The organism is Ochrobactrum sp. EDr1-4 (assembly GCF_049199085.1).
GTDB lineage: Bacteria > Pseudomonadota > Alphaproteobacteria > Rhizobiales > Rhizobiaceae > Brucella.
The window spans coordinates 257,928-275,198 of sequence record NZ_JBLZOF010000004.1 but is presented as its reverse complement, the minus strand read 5'-3'; the positions used below and the strand labels follow the sequence as shown (position 1 = coordinate 275,198).

Here is a 17,271-nt window from a genome sequence, read left to right as displayed (position 1 = left end):
ATAATTTTACGCATAGAAAGTAATGAACCCGTCTAGGCAGGCTCGTGACACGGGATGGGAGGAGCGGCAATGGCCGACAACAAAATCAGGACAATGGAAGAATTCGCTGTCGCAAGCGGTTTATCGCGCCCGACTGTTTCGAAATATTTCGATAATCCTGAGAGTGTTAAGCCGTCGACGCGGGCGCGCATTGAGAAGGCGCTGAAGGACCATAATTACCAGCCCAATATTTTTGCTGTTAGCATGAACCGCAAAAAGCCCAAGAATATTGGCGTCATTGTTCCACATATTTCCGATCCATTTTACGCCGAAATCATTCGCCAGATTGAAATGCGTTGTCTGGCTGAGGGCTATTGGACGATTGTTCTGTCTTCTCATGGCGATCGCAAGCTTGAAGCGCGAGCTATGCGTACGCTCATGTCGCTCAATATATCTGGTGTTTTGATGGCGCCGCTTGGCTTTGAAACTGATGCCAAGCTTCTTTCAAGCCTGTCGAATTCCATGCCAGTCGTTTTTCTGGATAGCCGTATTAGTGATGATCAGCCTTTTGTTGGCACGGATAATCGCCAGAGCATTGGCAATATTGTCGAGTATCTCTGCCGCACAGGTGAACACCCTTGTTTCATGGAAATGCCTGCCGTTAATCAGAATGCGATTGAGCGCCGTGCTGCCTACATCTCTTCAATGGAACGTCTGGGCATCGAGCCGATTGTCTTGCCGATGACGTCGAAAAAATGGAACTTCGAAGAGCTTGGTTATGAGGAAGCAGGGCGTATTCTAGATCGCGGCGGTTTTCCGACGCGCACCGTTTTGTGTGCCAATGACCGTATTGCTTTTGGTGTGATTTCAGCAGCTTATGAGCGGCGACGTCATGTTGGACGCGAAGAGGGATGCGATTTCCGTGTGGCTGGCCATGACGATCATCCGCTCAGTCGATTTACGTGCCCGCCATTAACAACGGTTGCTCAAAACTATCAAGCTATTGCGCGACTGGGGCTGGATATGCTGTTCTCTCGTATCAATCCTAAAGAAACAGGACGCGTTGTGAAAGACGAAGTGCGTCGGCTTGATACCCATCTTATTATAAGAGGTTCGGCGTAATACTTATGCGCTTGAAAACCGTCTGGATTTCGGACGGTTTTGTCAGGCCTGACACTCCAATCGAAAACTATATCTTTTCGGTATGAACAATTGGTAGTTACCCTTGACCCGTCGCCAAGTCTCTGCCAGCTTGCGGCAAATAGGGGGCTACCATGAAGCGATTTATTCCAATCACTGTAGGCATCTGCGCGATTGCATTGGTCACCGCATGTACAACAGGTGACAACCCCAAAGGAAACAGTTCGGCAAATATCGCGACAGCTCCGCAGCAAGCAGCCGCACCCAAGCTCATCGATAGCTACACCGCTCATATCAGCGAGAAGGATAAGGTGGATCACAAGGGTGTTAAGCTTACAGATGCAAAATCAATCATATTGCAAGATCGTAAGAATTATTACGACTTCAACCAACGAGATAAGGGCGACACTCCGAGCAAATTATTCGCAACCAAAGAAGATAGGTGGGGCGAAGGCAAGCCAATTTCGGAAATGAAATGGGAACCTGTTTCTTCGGGGCATCCTGAAAAGGGCTATCAATGGAAAATGCGGCGAGGAGTTGAATATGAGATCATCAAAGGTAATCCTGATTTGACAATCCAGGTTTACAATGACGGCAACATTCACGTTGACCAGATACACCCCTATTAGCTGTTGCGGACCCAGATAGTACGCTGGCGAAAATCGACACCACTCGCTTATCCTCAGCGTTGTAGGCTTACTGGCACTTAATCGTGACGTGACTTGGCTTTCTCGTAAGCTTCAAAAAGCGCGGAAACGAGAACACCATTGATCCGCATGCCTGTCAGATCTGCATCCTTAATGTTGGAGTCCACCAGTGTAACGCCGCTGATGGTCAAGCCCGTCATATTGGCGTTAGTGATGTTGACGCCGGTCATATTGACGTCATTGAACTGCACTCCTGCGAGATTTACATCGTCAAACTCTGCATAGCTGAGATTAACATCGTTGAATTTCGCTTTGCTCAAAACGGCATAAAATCTTGCCTCGGTTAGGTTTACGCCGTCGAAATTCGCGCCGGACATATCTGCGTGACGAAAGTGCTGGCCCTGCATTTGGGGTCCGTCGAATGAGTTGTTCTTTGGCGTGTCGCTCATGTTGGGTTCTTCCCCTTATTTGTTTCATCAACGCGTATAACTTGCACCATAGCAGATGACTATCAAAGGCGAACAAAAGCGACATTACAATAAGTGCAGGAACTACGGTTCAGCATCCTAGCTCCCGCTTGTTTATTAGTAGCGTCGGCGAATGAACATACCGGCCAATATTGATATTGTCACCGTGACAGTTAGCAGAACGAAGGCAAGGGCAGCGCCGAGTGGCCAGTTTGCTTTGTTCAGTATCTCAGTCACGATCATTGGAGCCATCATTCGGAACGACGGGCCACCAAGAAGTACTGGCGTGGCGTATGCATTCATTGTCAAAATGAATGACAAAACTGAAGCCGCGAGAAGACCCGGCATAATTTGTGGCATACGAACGAGCATAAAGCTTTGAAAAGGCGATGCGCCGAGGCTTGCAGCGGCATAATCGATGTTCTCATCCAGTCCCTCAAAGACACTTTGTAATGTGAGGACGACATAAGGAAGATTGACGGCCGTTATGCCGATAAAGACAGCTGTTGGTGTTTGCATGATCGTGAGCGGCGTAGAAATGATGCCGATTTTCATAAGAAGAAAATTCAACACTCCCGTCTGACCAAACGCGACCATCCAGCCCGCAGCGCGAACCGCGTTCGAAATGAACAGTGGCAGGATGATTGCCATAAGAAGTATTGTTTTAAGACTGCCGCTTTGTCGCGAAATCCAGTTCGCAAGCGGCAGGCTGAGTATGATGCAGACTGCTGTAACTGAACCTGCCATGAGCAAGGTCGTACCCATGCCTTTTAGATAGTATGTGTCGGTAAAGAATGTTGCAAAGTTTGCTAGTGTAAAGCCTTGCACCATAAATTCGCCGGGCACGAAATCATTAAAGCTGTAACGGAGCAAATAAAGCAGCGGCAAGGCCATGAATACAAGGACCAGCCCTGTCGCAGGCATGAGAAGTGCGGCGGCGGAAATTGATGTTTTTTGCATGGCTATACCGAGAAAGCTGGAGCTGAACCTGTCTGGCTTAGCCAGACAGGTCGTTGCGATAATCAGGCTTTGAACTCTTTGTTCCACCAGTTTTGCAGGTCAGCATCTGCCTTCGCGACATATTCAAGATCAGGCAGCACGAATTTTTCACGCTGCGCCGCAGTGTAATCAACTGCTGATGCGAGTTCGGCAGGTAATGCCACCTCAGCATTGGTTGGTGCATAGCCCATCTGCTCGGCAAAAGCTGTTTGCGGTGCTTGTTCAAGCATGGCATTCAAATACTCGTATGCAGCTGGCTTGTTCGGTGCGTTTTTTGGCACTGTCATGTCGGAGAGGTAGAGTCCGATACCTTCTTTTGGAATAGCAATTTCGATGTCGATACCTGCGTTCTTCCACATGTAGCCGCGTGCATTCCACATGATGCACATGACGATTTCACCGGACTTCAATGCCTGCGCAAGAGCCTCATTGGTAGGATAGATCTTCACACCCTGCTTTTTCAGCTCCAAGAGTTTAGCCTTGCCAGGCTCGTAATCCGACGCACTACCACCTGCAACCATTGCAGCTGATTCAATTGTCGTCTGATACTGAAGATCAATGACGCCAACGCGACCAGCATATTGCGGATCCCACAAATCAGCATAGGATGTCGGCGCTGGGCTTACCTGCTTTGGATTATAAAGAATAACCCGACCCGTGTAGATATGCGGGATGGAGTAGTTGGTGCGAATGAACGGCAGAACCTTGCTAAGGTTTGGAACTTTGGTTTCATCCAGCTCTTCGATAATTCCGTTCTGGAACATTTCAAAGCTTCCCTGACGGGTGAGGCATGCAATGTCCATTGATCCGCGTGGCAAACGCCGCTCTGCCAGAAGCTTTGCTTTGCGCACCGTATCTGTCGCAGGATCATAGATGACCTGCATACCGCTGCCCTTTAGATTGCCATCAGCGATGTTGATTTGTTGCAGGTTTTGGTAATCGCCACCCCAGGTACCAACAACGGCTCGACCTGACGCTTTGGCGAACGAAGGCAACATTGTTGAAGCGAAAAGGCTGCCGGAAAGGATTCCAAAAGTGCGTCTGCTTATTTTAGTCATGTTAGTTCCCCTTTTGATCGTTGATGAAGCATTCCCGGAGGTCTGTCGCCTCGTTCAGGAATAAATGATTAAAGCAGCACGACGTCCTCCGGCGCGATGCTCATTGAGATTGAACTTTCAGGAGTAAGATCGATGCCCGCCTCATTGAGTTCACGCGGCGATGCAACTGCGGTCAAATGCTGCCCGTCGGTCAGCATCAGATCAATCTCAACCATGCCACCTAAGAACACATGTTTCTTGATAATAGCCGTCTGATTGTTTTGGGCTGAAGGCAGAGGTGCTTTGCTCAACCGCAGAGCTTCTGGCCGGATGAGCACTTCAGATGCTGTTTTGGAGCTTTGTGCTGCCTGAAAATGAACGCCGCCTTCAGTCGTAAAGCGCCCATTTTCGACCGCTTTTCCGGATAGGAAATTTGCACGTCCAATAAAATCGGCAACAAAGCGGTTTGCAGGTTGCTTATATAATTGCTCTGCATTGCCAATCTGTTCAATCAATCCCGAGCGCATGAGTACCAATCTGTCACCAACCGACATGGCTTCTTCCTGATCGTGCGTGACCATGATTGTTGTGATGCCAAGTGATTTCTGTAGGCTGCGAAGCTCGTCACGCACTTGCAAGCGCAGACGTGCATCCAGATTAGATAGCGGCTCATCGAGAAGCAGCATATCGGGCCGAATTGCGATAGCGCGGGCAATGGCAACACGCTGTTGTTGCCCGCCGGATAGCTGCTTTGGCAGGCGCTCCATCAGGTGTGCAAGATCAACGAGTTCAAGAGCGTGTTTAACGCGGTTTTTCAGCTCTGGTTCTGCCACTTTCCTGCGGCGCAGACCAAAGGCAACATTCTCAAAAATGCTCAGATGCGGGAAAAGCGCATAGTTCTGAAATACCAGACCAATATTGCGGCGATGCGGCGGTTCAAATGTAATGTCTCTGTTTCCAAGGCGCATAGTTCCCGCATCAGGTTCGATGAAGCCAGCCAACATGCGCAATGTTGTGGTTTTTCCGCACCCGGATGGCCCTAAGAAAATGAGAAACTCACCCTCATGAACATCAAGCGTCATGTCGGATACTGCTTTGAAAGCACCGTAGGTTTTGGTCAGTCCCTGAATTTGAACGTCAGCCATCAGACCATCCTCGAAATATTTACAAAGCGATTGGAAATCATCAGCATTAGCGCCACGAACAGCACTTGCAGTACCGAAACGGCGGCGATTGTTGGATCAATCTTCCATTCCAGATATTGCATCATCGCAACTGGAAGCGTGACCTGTCCTGGACCAGAGAGGAAAATCGAGACTTCAAGATTGCCGAAGCTGACAACGAACGAAAATACAGCAGCAGCAAATATTCCCGGTTTAATGAGCGGTAATGTCACCAGCCAGACAACAGTTGATGGTTTGGCGCCGAGCGAAGCGGCAGCTTCTTCGACTGACATATTAACACCTTCAAGCGAAGCCAGAAGCAGGCGGATACACCATGGGATTGTTAGCAAGACATGCCCTGCAACAAAAACCCCAGTTGAACCGACAATAGGCGCACCAGATGCTATCTCGATTTCAACAACCGTTACATAGAGCGCTGCGCCTATAACAATCGCTGGCACCGTGAGAGGTGACATCAAAAGTTGGATCAAGGAGCTGCGACCGCGAAAGCTTCGCCGTACAATCACCATTGCCGCAGGAACCGATACCAGCAGGCCAGCAATCATCGCGAAGCTTGCAACGGCGATTGAAAGCAAGAATCCGCTCAGAAACTGGGGCTGACGAAACGCTTCCGAAAACCAATGGAGCGTGTAGCCTTCAACCGGCAATGACAGTATCTCGTTCGAGATGACAGAAAGCCAGAACACAAGCACAAGGGGCAGAAGCATCAGCACAAGGCTGAATGCTATCATTGTCGCTGCTCCCAATCGTCCTAGGCGTTCTGTAAGAGAATTGCCTCGGACCATTCGACCTACTCCGCTAGGGTGTTTTTATGGAAGACGCCGCCCTTCATGATGGCAGTTAAGCACTCATCATGTCTTTCAAGTGTGGTGATGTCTTCTAGTGGGTTGCCATCCACAATCAAAAGATCAGCATAGGCGCCCGGCATAATAATGCCGATTTCGTCTTCCATGCCGCATAGTTTCGCTGAAACGCGTGTTGCTGAATGCAGAACTTCGCGGTTGGTCAAAACGCTTGCACGTAATGAAAATTCCATCGACTGATATTTATGAAGTTGCCCAAGCAAATCTGACCCGAATGCCATTGGCAGGCCCGCGTCACGCATGATTGCCAGCGACTCCAGTCCGCCACGGCGTACTGTATCAATTTTGGATTGGGAGTCTGCGCTTAAACCAAAGCTTGCACCTTCCATCGCCAATCCTTCATAGGCGACGAGCGTCGGGCAAGCGATTGCACCGGCTTCGGCAGCAAGTCGTGCAGTTTCAGGAGTGATAAGATTACAATGTTCTAATGACTTAACACCGCATTCGACAGCACGGCGAATAGAGGCATCTGAGTAGGTGTGTGCCGCAACATAAAGACCGTAATTTTCGGCCTCTTCAACGATGGCGCAAATTTCTTCGCGCGAGTATTGCAGTACGTGAATAGGATCATTGGGTGAAGCGACGCCGCCATTGGCCATGATTTTGATGAATTGTGCACCATTCTTGATTTCTTCGCGTGCAGCGCGACGCACTTCATCCACACCATCGGCAATGCGCCCCAAACTGCCCAATCGGGCTTCATGTAATGGACGATTGTCGTAACGCTTACGGTAATCGCCATGGCCGACTGTCTGGCTCAATGCTTTGCCGCAGATAACGAGACGAGGGGCTTCAACTGTGCCCTCATCGACAGCAAGCTTCAAGCCGAGATCAGCACCTGCCAAATCGCGCAGAGTTGTAAACCCGCGCATTAGCATATCGCGCATGATTTTGGCGCTGCGTAGAGCGATAAGGGATGTTGGTAAAGCAGCATTTTCAGCGAGGTCGACCAGAGTCGCAGCTACGTGTACGTGTGCATCCACAAGGCCTGGCATCAATGTGCGGCCAGCAAGGTCAATTCTCTGAGCATCAGGAGTATCAATGCGTTGGTCGCTCACCGCAACGATGCGGTCGCCTTCGACCAGCACTTCTAGTCCTGCTTTGAGGGTACCTTTATCGACATCAAGGACATGGCCGCCGAAAAACACAAAACTCGTCATTGTTTATTCCCCATTATGCGCCCGTTTCGACGCTTGTATACAGTAAGTATATTAGCAACATCCTTGCATGGGGATTTTGGTTTGTCTACATAAAAACAGGTCGGCTTGTTTTTATGTTGAAAACTCGCCTATAGCACTGTTTTAATTTATATTTATACGAATGTAGATCATTAGCCGTGTTGATTTTGAGTGCAGTTGGCTTAATATTGAGGCATTAATTTAACTGTCGTCACCTGTAGAGACCTCACCATATGAATCGCCCCGTAAACCCGAGCAAGGTTCAGAATTCGGCGCTATCAAGTAGAAAAACGCAAGCTGAACGCTCGTCTACGACGCGGTCACGTGTTTGCCAGGCTACACTTGAGGCACTTGCTGAGGTTGGGCATGGGCTAATTTCGACCGCGATGATCGCTCAAAAAGCAAAGGTTTCGCGCGGGGCACTCACGCATCAGTTTCCTTCGCGCAATGATCTTCTCGTAGCAGCTCTTCGACAGCTTCATGAGGATTGGGAAGTTGCTGATCCGTTTGGAGCCGATCCGAATGAAACCCAGTATACGCTGCCTGAACTGACAGAAGCTCTATGGTTGACGATTTTTTCGGACACGCGTTACATAGCTGCCATTGAACTGATGCTCGCGGCTCGCTTAGACAATGAGCTTGGTCAGCGACTACGCGATGAAATGAAGCGATGGGTCGATATACGTGATGTGCGCATATCGCTATTAGTGGGGTTCGAGCCTGACAATGAAACACATACCCTAAAGCTGCATCTCATTTTGTCAGTCCTGCGTGGTATAGCGGTTCATCAGAGCTTTGACCCGGAAATCGCTACTGGTCGAAAATTGGTCGATCTTTGGAAGCAAATTTTAAAAGGGATAATGGAAGAACCCAACTAATTATGCGTGCAGCTGAAATTGCAATATGCGCTTTTGTTATAATTTCAGCAATGCTTCGGCAGCGTCACCATCGATGATAAGGCCGTTTACTATGCCGCTTTTTAGCAGTGCCTTGGCAGCTACTGCCTTTTCTTGACCCGCGATGAGAAGAACAACCTGTACCTTCTGCAATTCAGAAAATCCCAATGCGATTGTGCGTTCGTTCATCTCGTGATCGACCTGGTGTCCATCTTTATTGAAGAAAATTCCATTTGTGTCGCCGATTGCGCCTGCTGTGTGCAGACTTTCGAGTTCTGATTTGCTCAACATATTCTGGCGGCGCAGCAATGAATCTTCTGTCAATTCACCTGCACTGATAAAACAAACCGATACCGTGCGAGCAATTTCCATTGCACGCGCCACGGAACGTTGGGAGATCAGAACCTTTCTGTCTTCGGCGGAATCAGCGATAAAAGGAACGGGAAGGAAAAAGCCTTGTCCACCCGTGCGACGTGCCAGCATGTTTACAACTTCAAACGGATTGTAAGCGGAGTTGGCTATCAACGAACCCATTACAGATATGAACCGCGCCTGCGGCGATGATACACCCGCAAGTTGAAGGGTCATTTGTTCGATTGTTCGCCCCCAGCCTGTTCCGATGGTGGCTTCTGGATTGTCTGCGAGAAAATTCTTTAGGTAAGTCGCCGCGGCAACGCCCACTGCGCGAAATGAAACCTGTTTGCGGATTTCTGACGTAGTATCGTCTGCGCTAAAGCCAAACGGCGGCGTAGAAATACAAAAATCCAGTTTATACCGACGTGTGATCTCGTTCTCAACGGGTAGTGTGCCCGCATTTTGGTGGTCGATGGATATGCTCACAAGACCGCTTTCGCGCGCTTCGCCCAAGATCTTATTTACGCGAGCACGGGTTAATCCAAGTTTGGAAGCAGTCGCCTCCTGGTTGAATCCACCAACGTAATATAGCCACGCCACGCGTACCATAAGGCTGTCTTCAGATTCACTCATACGCCCCTCAACCAATATTGTGCGGTTAAATTACAAATGTATTTTTGTTTGACATTTGTAATTTAACGACGCTTAATGCCATTCGTTCCGACCGACAAGAGCGCGAAAGAGTGTTCAGGTCAATTGGAATACCGAGCTGAAGCCATAGCAGTATCGCAACATCTTTCTTCGGAGGAGCGGGGATGGATGGCTGCGTGACTACAGTTCAGGGGGAGTTGCAGGACGATACAAGGCGCGGCGTTTCGCTAGTCACGTATCAAGTTCAACAATGTGAAGCTGGACAGTGGATATAACCACGTCGCTTCTGGGAGGAATAAATGGGATCGGGATTGTTTAAGAAGTCTGTCGCTGTTGCAGCTTTGGCCTTACTGATGGGCACAGCAAGCGCGTCGGCGACGAACGTTGCTTGGGTGCATTCCAATGCTGCTGCGCAGTCTGAACAGCGTGCCAAAGCTGGCTTTGATGCATGGCTGAAAGAAACCGGCAAAGATTGGAAAGTCAGTGTTCTTGATAGCGGTGGCTCTGGCGAACGCACGGCGTCCAATATTCAGGATGCGGCATCGCGTGGTGTCGATGCGATTATTGTTAGCATGTCGGATCTGCGCGCATCGCGCGCTGCAATCGACGCTGCGGTCGCAGCAAAAATTCCAGTTTTCGCCATTGATAGCGGACAGGTTGATGGTGTTCTCGTCGATGTGACAACCAATAACTGGGCGATGTCGGCCAGTGTCTCGCCTTATCTGCTCAACGAAATGGGCGGAAAGGGCAATCTGATTTTCCTGCGCATGGCGGAGCATCACGGCACGCGTAAGCGCGGCGATGTGATGGCCACAGTGTTGAAAGAATACCCGGAAGTGAAGGTACTTGCGGAACATAATATCGACTACACGGCGTTTTTTGAAGACACGTCTAGCTCAATGCAGGATTATGCTGCCCGTTTTGGCGAAGAAATTAATGCTGTTTGGGCACCTTGGGATGAGCCAGCGCAGGCTGCCATCAATTCGTTGAATGCAGCCGGTCTGAAAAACGTGAAAGTTATCGGTATCGACGGTAATCCTCAGGCGATTGAGGAAGTCTGTAAGCCAGAAAGCCTTTTGATCGCGACTGTTTCCCAGCCTTTTGAAAAGATGGGTGCACAGACCGGTGAATGGATCGAGAGCATCGTCGTGAAGAAGGAAGATGCCGCGGCGGTCATTCCATCGAAGACCGTCTATCTCAATGCGCCGCTTATCACAAAGCAGAATTGTAAGGACTTCCTACCAAAGAACTAAGCACCCGTGCCTGCAACTGGCCGGGACCTGACGTTCCAAGTTCCGGCCATTTTTTAACCTGAAAATTCAATTCGCGGGAGTTCTTCGATGGCTGTAAGCCTTTCGCAGATCGTCATGTCATATCCCGGAACACTGGCGCTCGATCAAGTCAGTGCTGAATTCCGGTTCGATGAGGTGCATGGCCTGATCGGAGAAAATGGTGCAGGGAAGACAACCCTCGTCAGCATTCTTGGTGGCAGCAAAAGTCCGACGTCTGGCAACATCATTATTGATGGCACAGAGGTGCGACTAACAAGTGCTGGTGATGCTCTGCGCAAGGGCATTGCGCATGTCTCGCAAGAAGGCAGTCTCGTTCCCGGACTGACTGGTGCGCAGAATATTTTGCTGGGTGATGAGCCTCGTATGGGCCTCGGTGTTATTGACAAGAAAAAGGTTGTCAGCCGTGCAGACGCACTTCTAAGGCGCTGGTTTCCGCAAGTGTCCATCGACCTTGATGAGCAGGTTGATATGCTGCCGATGGCAGATCAAAAAATCATCGAAATTGTTCGTGCTTTGCGTGGGAATGTGCGGTTGCTTATTCTTGATGAGCCGACCGCCACATTGCCTGCGCGCGAAAAAGAAAGCCTTTGGGAAATCATCAAAACCTTGCCGCAACAAGGAGTTGGAATTGTCCTGATCAGCCATTTTCTTTCAGAGATCAAAGCTCTGAGCGACCGCATCACTGTTCTTCGCGATGGCAGACACATTGCAACGCTCGAGGCTGAAGACTCCAGTGAAGCGCAACTCATTGACCTGATGCTTCAACGCTCTGGAAGTAGCGAAGCCGTCGAGCAGGAAGCGCAACATGGTCGCGATCTTGGCCCCGTTGTGCTGGAAGTCAGCGATTGGCAGGCAGGTGGGGTTGTTGCTGATAATTTTGTCATTCGCGCCGGTGAGATTGTGGGCCTTATCGGTCTGACAGGGGCAGGGCATTTTGGCTTTGCACGCTCTCTTTATGCTGCAAGCGGTGTGACAAGCGGAAAACTTTTCTTTCAGGGCGAGGTTGTGAATAAAGTCGATGCACGAACCATGCAGAACAAAGGCGTGGCGCTCGTTCCTGATCACCGTATGGAGAATGCGCTAATCGGTGATTGGGATGTGCGCGAAAACCTCGCAATGGTGCATCCAACGCATTCAACCTTTGGTAGCACGGGCATTTTGTCGATGCGTCGCGAAGCGCTAGAAGCTGACCGCACAATGCAGTTGATGAATGTTAAGGCGCATTCGCATCGACAGTTCGTGAAGGACTTAAGCGGCGGTAACAAGCAAAAGGTTTCGATTGGCAAGTGGCTTTATGGTGCGGATGAGCATTACCGGCTGATGATTTTTATCGAGCCAACTGAAGGCGTCGATATTGGCGCCAAGCGTGAAATTCATGCGCAAATGCGCAGGCTTGCTGAAAAAGGCATAGCCATTCTCGTTACTTCTTCCGACCTTCTGGAAATCGCAGACGTGGCAGACCGTGTCATCCCGTTTGTGAATGGCAAACCCGGCCCACAGATTGAGCGTGGCGCATTCTCAGAAGCGAAATTTATTGCCGCAATGGCAGGAGTTACCCAATGAGTGCCCGATCTTCAGCGGTTTCGCCGCAATCATCCCGTCATGCCCAAAGTTTCGGTAAAAAGCTTAAAGGTGAATGGCTATTAAAATATAGCACGCTGTTTGTGCTTTTCCTGTTGTTTGCAGGTTTTTCGCTGACCGTTGACCGCTTTCTGACAGCAAACAATCTTCTCAATATTATCCAGCAGATTTCAATGCTCACCATTGTTGGTGCGGGTCTGACATTCGGTTTTGCTGCGCGGGAAATGGACCTTTCCGTCGGTTATATGGTTGGTATGTCAGGCATTCTGGTGCCACTAATGCTGGTTGCTGGATTTCCTTTGCCTGTAGCTCTTCTCGCCGGGCTTGGAGCAGGCCTCGTTGTGGGTTCGGTCAATGCAGTCTTGGTTACATTTGTTGGTGTGCCGTCGCTGATTGCCACACTCGCGGTTGGCTCCATTCTTTACGGCATCAACTTTTTGATGACAGGCGGACGCGCTATTTATGGAGGTCTTCCTGCAAACTATCTCTGGCTTGGCCAAGGTCAGCTCTTTGGCATACCGGTACTTGCCTATGCCATGGTGATTGTCGTTTTCGTGGCCTGGTTCTTGATGGAACGCACGGTGTTCGGCCGTTACATTTATGCAGTGGGTGGAAACCTCAAAGCAGCGGAGCTTTCCGGCGTTAATGGTCGCTTCTATCGCGCTGCCGCTCTTGTGGTCTGCTCAATTTTTGCAGCCGTCGCAGGTGCACTTCTTGCTGCACGTTTAGGCTCTGGTCAGCCCAATGCAGGCGAACGTTATCTGCTGGATGGGCTTGCTACAGTGTTTATCGGCATGACCATGTTTCGTCCGGGTACTGCAACAATTGCAGGGACATTTTTCGGCGCTCTCTTCATCGGCGTCATCAATAACGGCCTCAACCTCATTGGCATGGACACATACATCCAGAGCATTGTGAAGGGCCTTATCATTCTCGTGGCGGTCGCGGTTGTTTCGCGAACCACCAAACTGAAGCTTCTTTGAAGAACTGCGTTAGGCATTGAATCAAACATCATGAAAAACTTGAAACAGACAAGTCTGTCGGAGGCGCACGTGCAAAATCCGAGTAACTCTAATCTTCTCGAACTATACCAGACGATGCGGCGTATCCGCACCTTTGAAGAACGCGTCGGCGAGTTGTTCGTGCGCGGTCAGACGGCAGGTTCGATGCTTCACCTTTCGATTGGTGAAGAGGCCGCTGCTGCTGGTGTTTGTGCTGCCATGCAGCCACAGGACACGTTTACCACCCACCATCGCGGCCATGGTATCTTTCTGGCACGCGGCGCTGATCCTAAACAGATGATGGCGGAAATTGGTGGCAAGGAAACCGGCTATTGTCACGGCAAAGGTGGCTCCATGCACATCGCTGACATGGCGCTTGGGCATCTTGGTGCGAATGCCATTGTTGGTGGCGGTATTCCAGCTGTGGTTGGTGCAGGCCTTTCCAGCAAGTACCTTAAGAAAAACGCAGTTTCACTCGCCTTTTTTGGTGATGGTGCGATGCAGCAGGGTATTCTCTATGAGAGCATGAATATGGCAGCACTTTGGGGGCTTCCGGTTGTGTTTGTCTGCATCAATAATCAGTATGGCATGGGTACGCGTGTCGATCAGGCGACAGCCAATACAGCCTTCGACCAGCGCGCACATGCATTTGGTCTGAACGGTGCCGTGGTGGATGGCATTGATGTGGAGGAAGTCAAAAGCGTTGCGCAGGGTCTGATCGATGATGCGCGCCTTGGCAAACCTGGCTTCCTTTCGGTGAGTTGCTATCGTTTCTTTGGTCATGCCCGCATGGATAAGAGCCCTTATCGTGCAGAAGCAGAAGAAGCTGAAGGCCGTAAAAAAGATCCGGTTAAATTCACGCGTGATCGATTGATTTCGGAAGGTCTGGCACAAGAAGCAGAGCTGGATACGATGGATAGCGGTATCACTGCTGAAATGGATGCGACCATTGATTTCACTGTGGAATCCAAAGCACCGCCACTCACTTCCATGTTCAGAGATGTTTATGCGGTTGGCGAACCAGAACCCGAGCCAGTCCGCACCCGTATTGATCGTGTACTTTCCAGGGATGAAGCATAATGGTTGCCATGACTTACCGCGATGCGCTGCGTAAAGCGCTGGATGATGCCATGGCCGAAGACAACACCATCGTCGTGATTGGCGAAGAAGTTGGCCGTTATGGTGGTGCTTATGGTGTTACGAAAGACCTGATCGGTAAATATGGTGCTGATCGGCTGATCGATACGCCGATTTCTGAGCCTGCAATTATCGGTGCTGCTGTTGGTGCAGCTATGACTGGCCTTCGCCCGGTTGCTGAACTGATGTATATCGACTTTCTCGGCATGACGATGGATCAGCTTGCCAATCAGGCGGCCAAAATCCGTTATATGTTTGGCGGCCAGATCGGTGTGCCAATGGTTCTGCGTACCCAGGGCGGCACCGGACGTTCGGCTGGTGCGCAGCATTCGCAGAGCCTGGAAGCATGGATCATGCACACGCCCGGTCTGCGGCTCGTCATGCCTGCCACTGTGCAGGACGCCTATCATCTGCTGCGACAGAGCCTGACCAAACTTGATCCAGTGGTCTTTATTGAGCACAAGGCGCTTTATACCCGCAAAGAAGAAGTCGATCTGGATGCTGAGCCGCTCGAATGGGGCAAGGCGGCGGTGCGTCGCACAGGCAAAGATCTGGTCATCGTGACCTATTCGCGTCAGGTGCACTATGCGATGGATGCGGCTGAAAAGCTCGCTGCTAAGGGTATTGAAGCGACAGTCATCGACCTTCGCACGCTTAACCCACTCGATTTTGACACCATTCGCGAACACGTGGAGCGTGTCGGCAAAGCCATGGTTGTCTCCGAAGGTGTTATGACAGCCGGTGTTGCGGCAGAACTTTCAGCACGTATTACGGAAGAATGTTTCGACTATCTCGAACAGCCTGTCGTGCGCGTTGCGGGTGAAGATATTCCGATCTCGGTTTCGCAGGATCTCGAAGCGGGCAGCGTGCCAACGGCGGACTTGATCCGTTCGATCGCAGAGAGAATGCTGTCATGACTGAGCGTATTCTCAAAATGCCACGTCTCGGCGAAACAATGGAAGAAGGCAAAATTGTCGGCTTCCTTGTGAACCCCGGTGACAGTTTCAAGCGCGGCGATTCCATAATTGAGATTGAAACAGATAAGACCGTAGCGGAATTTCCTGCACTCGGTGATGGCACGCTTCATGAGTGGATTGGATCTATTGGGGATCATGTGGAGGTTGGTGCTGCCTTAGCGCGCATTGATATCGGCGATGGTCCTGACTGGACGGATGAGGGTGGCGAAAGCGCATCCTCTCCGGAAGAGCCGACTGCGCAGGCCCCCGCTAACGCAGTCGGTTCACCTGAAGGGGTTGTCGTGACAGAGCTCGATATGCCACGCCTTGGCGAGACAATGGAAGAAGGTCGCATCGTCCGCTGGTTGAAGGCCGTGGGTGATAGTTTCGAGCGTGGCGAAGCTATTCTCGAAATTGAAACGGATAAAACAGTCGCTGAATTTCCTGCGCTTGTGAGTGGCAAGCTAATCGAAATCCTGCGTCACGAAGGTGACATGGTGACGGTTGGCGATGCAATTGCGCGGATTGAAGTGCTTGCGGGTTCTGTCGCTGCGAAGCCGAATGCACCGCTCGCTGAAACAGTGTCAGCCTCTGTAATGCCAGCCGCTCGCAAAACCCCAACGCCAAGGCAAGCGAGCCACGGCCAACGGGTGCGTGCGACGCCTCTCGCACGTCGAATTGCGCGTGATAAAGGCATCGACATTAATCTCGTTTCAGGTACGGGTCGCAGGGGTCGTATTGAAAAAGAAGACGTGCTTGCAGCGTTAGGTGGCGCACGGCAAAGCGGCGACGTTCAATTTGTCGAGCTTGAAAATGGTCGCGTTGCCTATAGCGATCAGGGTTCGAAGACTGCTCCGACCTTCCTGCTTTTGCATGGATTTTCGGGAGATCGGACGACATGGAGCGGTATCACTTCAGGTCTGCGCCGCGCAAATTTCCGCGTTATCGCTCCTGATCTTCCAGCGCACGGCCTGACAACAATTGAAGCAGGCAACGTCGCTGAATTGAGCGCTTTTCTACCCGCATTCCTAGACGCACTGTCCTTGAAGGATGTTCATGTGGTCGCGCATTCGCTGGGAGCAATTGCAGCGACAGCTTTTGCCGCGAACTATCCTGATCGTGTGTCAGGGCTTACGCTTATTGCGCCAGCCGGCCTTGGTTCCGAAATTGATGCAAGTTTCATCTCTGGCATGGCGCATGCCACAACCGCTGGCGAAGTAACGCATCTGCTAAGACGCGTTGCGGCAAAGCCAGTGGAGCTTTCACCGGAACTTGCAGCGGACTTTGCCAACACAATGAACAAAGGCCGCCTCAAGGCGCTCGCTGATGCAATTGTCGGCTCATCTGGGCAGCGCACTGACGTTATCGCGCCGTTGGAAAAACTGACGCGCTTAATCCCTGTCCATGTTCTGGTCGGTCTCCATGACCGCATTATTCCCTGGCAGCAGGTAACGTCGCTGCCGCCAACAGTTGGTGTGCATTTCCTCGCCCAGTCCGGCCATATGCCGCAATGGGATCAGACGAAGGATGTTCTCGATCTGCTTTTGAGCTTCGCGGGAGGGGCTAATGACTGACATGAAAGCCAAACTTAAAGAAGCCCAGTTACGTCTTGGAGCTTTCGCTAAAGCAACACCAGAACTTATGTCTGGCTTTGCCAAAGTTAGCAAAACTGCCACCGCTGCGGGAAGCTTCTCTTCTGCTCAACGTGAGTTGATTGCAGTCAGCATTGCCGTCGTTAAAGGCTGCGAGGACTGCATTCTATATCATGTCGATGCAGCAATCCGCCATGGCACAACGGAAGCAGAACTGCTCGAAGCGTTGGAAGTTGCTGTCGAAATGGGTGGTGGTCCGGCTGTGATGTATGCGGGTAAGGCACTTGAAGCATTCCGCGGATTAAGTTGAGTTGAGA

Annotated in this window: 17 protein-coding genes; 10 read left to right on the top strand and 7 right to left on the bottom strand. The window is 50.7% G+C overall.

Features of this window, described 5'->3' with window-relative positions:
• The first annotated feature begins 69 nt into the window (after positions 1-69).
• Both ACOZHT_RS16180 and ACOZHT_RS16175 read left to right on the top strand, forming a co-directional pair.
• Complete coding sequence (locus ACOZHT_RS16180) at positions 70-1,101, top strand: LacI family DNA-binding transcriptional regulator (RefSeq protein WP_339512433.1); 1,032 nt, start codon at positions 70-72, stop codon at positions 1,099-1,101.
• A 152-nt stretch (positions 1,102-1,253) separates the two neighbouring features.
• Positions 1,254-1,748, top strand: a complete 495-nt coding sequence (locus tag ACOZHT_RS16175) for a hypothetical protein (protein ID WP_421566001.1) — start codon at positions 1,254-1,256, stop codon at positions 1,746-1,748.
• A gap of 77 nt (positions 1,749-1,825) precedes the next feature.
• Here the strand turns inward: ACOZHT_RS16175 and ACOZHT_RS16170 are convergent, their stop codons facing one another.
• The 6 genes from ACOZHT_RS16170 to ACOZHT_RS16145 form a co-directional block, all read right to left on the bottom strand.
• Positions 1,826-2,215: a pentapeptide repeat-containing protein gene (locus tag ACOZHT_RS16170; RefSeq protein WP_421566000.1), complete on the bottom strand. Its 390-nt coding sequence runs from the start codon at positions 2,213-2,215 to the stop codon at positions 1,826-1,828.
• A 135-nt stretch (positions 2,216-2,350) separates the two neighbouring features.
• Positions 2,351-3,193 carry an ABC transporter permease gene (locus ACOZHT_RS16165; RefSeq protein ID WP_339512439.1) on the bottom strand — a complete coding sequence of 281 codons (843 nt, stop codon included), beginning with the start codon at positions 3,191-3,193 and terminating at the stop codon, positions 2,351-2,353.
• A 62-nt stretch (positions 3,194-3,255) separates the two neighbouring features.
• Positions 3,256-4,290: an ABC transporter substrate-binding protein gene (locus ACOZHT_RS16160; protein ID WP_339512441.1), complete on the bottom strand. Its 1,035-nt coding sequence runs from the start codon at positions 4,288-4,290 to the stop codon at positions 3,256-3,258.
• 68 nt (positions 4,291-4,358) lie between these two features.
• Positions 4,359-5,414 (bottom strand): ABC transporter ATP-binding protein, encoded by a 1,056-nt coding sequence (locus ACOZHT_RS16155; RefSeq protein ID WP_421565999.1) that lies wholly within the window; start codon positions 5,412-5,414, stop codon positions 4,359-4,361.
• Positions 5,414-6,184, bottom strand: coding sequence for an ABC transporter permease (locus ACOZHT_RS16150; protein ID WP_339512445.1), 771 nt, complete (start codon positions 6,182-6,184; stop codon positions 5,414-5,416). The genes ACOZHT_RS16155 and ACOZHT_RS16150 overlap by 1 nt, the downstream gene beginning before the upstream one ends.
• Positions 6,185-6,243: 59 nt before the next feature.
• Positions 6,244-7,476, bottom strand: coding sequence for an amidohydrolase family protein (locus ACOZHT_RS16145; protein WP_339512447.1), 1,233 nt, complete (start codon positions 7,474-7,476; stop codon positions 6,244-6,246).
• Positions 7,477-7,727: 251 nt separating this feature from the next.
• On the opposite strand from ACOZHT_RS16145, the gene ACOZHT_RS16140 reads away from it, so the two are divergent.
• Complete coding sequence (locus tag ACOZHT_RS16140) at positions 7,728-8,372, top strand: TetR/AcrR family transcriptional regulator (protein WP_339512449.1); 645 nt, start codon at positions 7,728-7,730, stop codon at positions 8,370-8,372.
• 36 nt (positions 8,373-8,408) lie between these two features.
• On the opposite strand, the gene ACOZHT_RS16135 is transcribed toward ACOZHT_RS16140, so the two are convergent.
• Positions 8,409-9,377, bottom strand: a complete 969-nt coding sequence (locus tag ACOZHT_RS16135) for a sugar-binding transcriptional regulator (RefSeq protein WP_339512451.1) — start codon at positions 9,375-9,377, stop codon at positions 8,409-8,411.
• Between the two features lie 317 nt (positions 9,378-9,694).
• Here ACOZHT_RS16135 and ACOZHT_RS16130 point away from each other — a divergent pair, with 317 nt between their 5' ends.
• From ACOZHT_RS16130 to ACOZHT_RS16100, 7 genes are all read left to right on the top strand, one after another.
• Entirely contained in the window at positions 9,695-10,648 is a 954-nt protein-coding gene (locus ACOZHT_RS16130; protein WP_421565998.1) for a sugar ABC transporter substrate-binding protein, read from the top strand.
• Between the two features lie 87 nt (positions 10,649-10,735).
• Positions 10,736-12,250 carry a sugar ABC transporter ATP-binding protein gene (locus ACOZHT_RS16125; RefSeq protein ID WP_339512455.1) on the top strand — a complete coding sequence of 505 codons (1,515 nt, stop codon included), beginning with the start codon at positions 10,736-10,738 and terminating at the stop codon, positions 12,248-12,250.
• Positions 12,247-13,251 carry an ABC transporter permease gene (locus ACOZHT_RS16120; RefSeq protein WP_313828355.1) on the top strand — a complete coding sequence of 335 codons (1,005 nt, stop codon included), beginning with the start codon at positions 12,247-12,249 and terminating at the stop codon, positions 13,249-13,251. Before ACOZHT_RS16125 ends, ACOZHT_RS16120 begins: the two co-directional genes overlap by 4 nt.
• A 69-nt stretch (positions 13,252-13,320) precedes the next feature.
• A complete protein-coding gene (locus ACOZHT_RS16115) occupies positions 13,321-14,349 on the top strand; it encodes a thiamine pyrophosphate-dependent dehydrogenase E1 component subunit alpha (RefSeq protein WP_339512458.1) in 1,029 nt (342 codons plus the stop codon).
• Positions 14,349-15,323 carry a pyruvate dehydrogenase complex E1 component subunit beta gene (locus ACOZHT_RS16110; protein ID WP_339512460.1) on the top strand — a complete coding sequence of 325 codons (975 nt, stop codon included), beginning with the start codon at positions 14,349-14,351 and terminating at the stop codon, positions 15,321-15,323. The genes ACOZHT_RS16115 and ACOZHT_RS16110 overlap by 1 nt, the downstream gene beginning before the upstream one ends.
• The gene (locus tag ACOZHT_RS16105; RefSeq protein ID WP_339512462.1) at positions 15,320-16,936 is read left to right on the top strand and encodes an acetoin dehydrogenase dihydrolipoyllysine-residue acetyltransferase subunit; all 1,617 of its coding nucleotides are present in this window, start codon (positions 15,320-15,322) and stop codon (positions 16,934-16,936) included. The genes ACOZHT_RS16110 and ACOZHT_RS16105 overlap by 4 nt, the downstream gene beginning before the upstream one ends.
• A complete protein-coding gene (locus ACOZHT_RS16100) occupies positions 16,929-17,264 on the top strand; it encodes a carboxymuconolactone decarboxylase family protein (protein WP_339512464.1) in 336 nt (111 codons plus the stop codon). The genes ACOZHT_RS16105 and ACOZHT_RS16100 overlap by 8 nt, the downstream gene beginning before the upstream one ends.
• The last annotated feature ends 7 nt before the right edge of the window (positions 17,265-17,271 follow it).

What these genes read in the sequence shown, in the direction of transcription:
- ACOZHT_RS16180 (WP_339512433.1), top strand. Translation starts at nt 70, where the DNA reads ATGGCCGACAACAAAATCAGGACAATGGAAGAATTCGCTGTCGCAAGC.
- ACOZHT_RS16175 (WP_421566001.1), top strand. Translation starts at nt 1,254, where the DNA reads ATGAAGCGATTTATTCCAATCACTGTAGGCATCTGCGCGATTGCATTG.
- ACOZHT_RS16170 (WP_421566000.1), bottom strand. Translation starts at nt 2,215, where the DNA reads ATGAGCGACACGCCAAAGAACAACTCATTCGACGGACCCCAAATGCAG.
- ACOZHT_RS16165 (WP_339512439.1), bottom strand. Translation starts at nt 3,193, where the DNA reads ATGCAAAAAACATCAATTTCCGCCGCCGCACTTCTCATGCCTGCGACA.
- ACOZHT_RS16160 (WP_339512441.1), bottom strand. Translation starts at nt 4,290, where the DNA reads ATGACTAAAATAAGCAGACGCACTTTTGGAATCCTTTCCGGCAGCCTT.
- ACOZHT_RS16155 (WP_421565999.1), bottom strand. Translation starts at nt 5,414, where the DNA reads ATGGCTGACGTTCAAATTCAGGGACTGACCAAAACCTACGGTGCTTTC.
- ACOZHT_RS16150 (WP_339512445.1), bottom strand. Translation starts at nt 6,184, where the DNA reads ATGATAGCATTCAGCCTTGTGCTGATGCTTCTGCCCCTTGTGCTTGTG.
- ACOZHT_RS16145 (WP_339512447.1), bottom strand. Translation starts at nt 7,476, where the DNA reads ATGACGAGTTTTGTGTTTTTCGGCGGCCATGTCCTTGATGTCGATAAA.
- ACOZHT_RS16140 (WP_339512449.1), top strand. Translation starts at nt 7,728, where the DNA reads ATGAATCGCCCCGTAAACCCGAGCAAGGTTCAGAATTCGGCGCTATCA.
- ACOZHT_RS16135 (WP_339512451.1), bottom strand. Translation starts at nt 9,377, where the DNA reads ATGAGTGAATCTGAAGACAGCCTTATGGTACGCGTGGCGTGGCTATAT.
- ACOZHT_RS16130 (WP_421565998.1), top strand. Translation starts at nt 9,695, where the DNA reads ATGGGATCGGGATTGTTTAAGAAGTCTGTCGCTGTTGCAGCTTTGGCC.
- ACOZHT_RS16125 (WP_339512455.1), top strand. Translation starts at nt 10,736, where the DNA reads ATGGCTGTAAGCCTTTCGCAGATCGTCATGTCATATCCCGGAACACTG.
- ACOZHT_RS16120 (WP_313828355.1), top strand. Translation starts at nt 12,247, where the DNA reads ATGAGTGCCCGATCTTCAGCGGTTTCGCCGCAATCATCCCGTCATGCC.
- ACOZHT_RS16110 (WP_339512460.1), top strand. Translation starts at nt 14,349, where the DNA reads ATGGTTGCCATGACTTACCGCGATGCGCTGCGTAAAGCGCTGGATGAT.
- ACOZHT_RS16105 (WP_339512462.1), top strand. Translation starts at nt 15,320, where the DNA reads ATGACTGAGCGTATTCTCAAAATGCCACGTCTCGGCGAAACAATGGAA.
- ACOZHT_RS16100 (WP_339512464.1), top strand. Translation starts at nt 16,929, where the DNA reads ATGACTGACATGAAAGCCAAACTTAAAGAAGCCCAGTTACGTCTTGGA.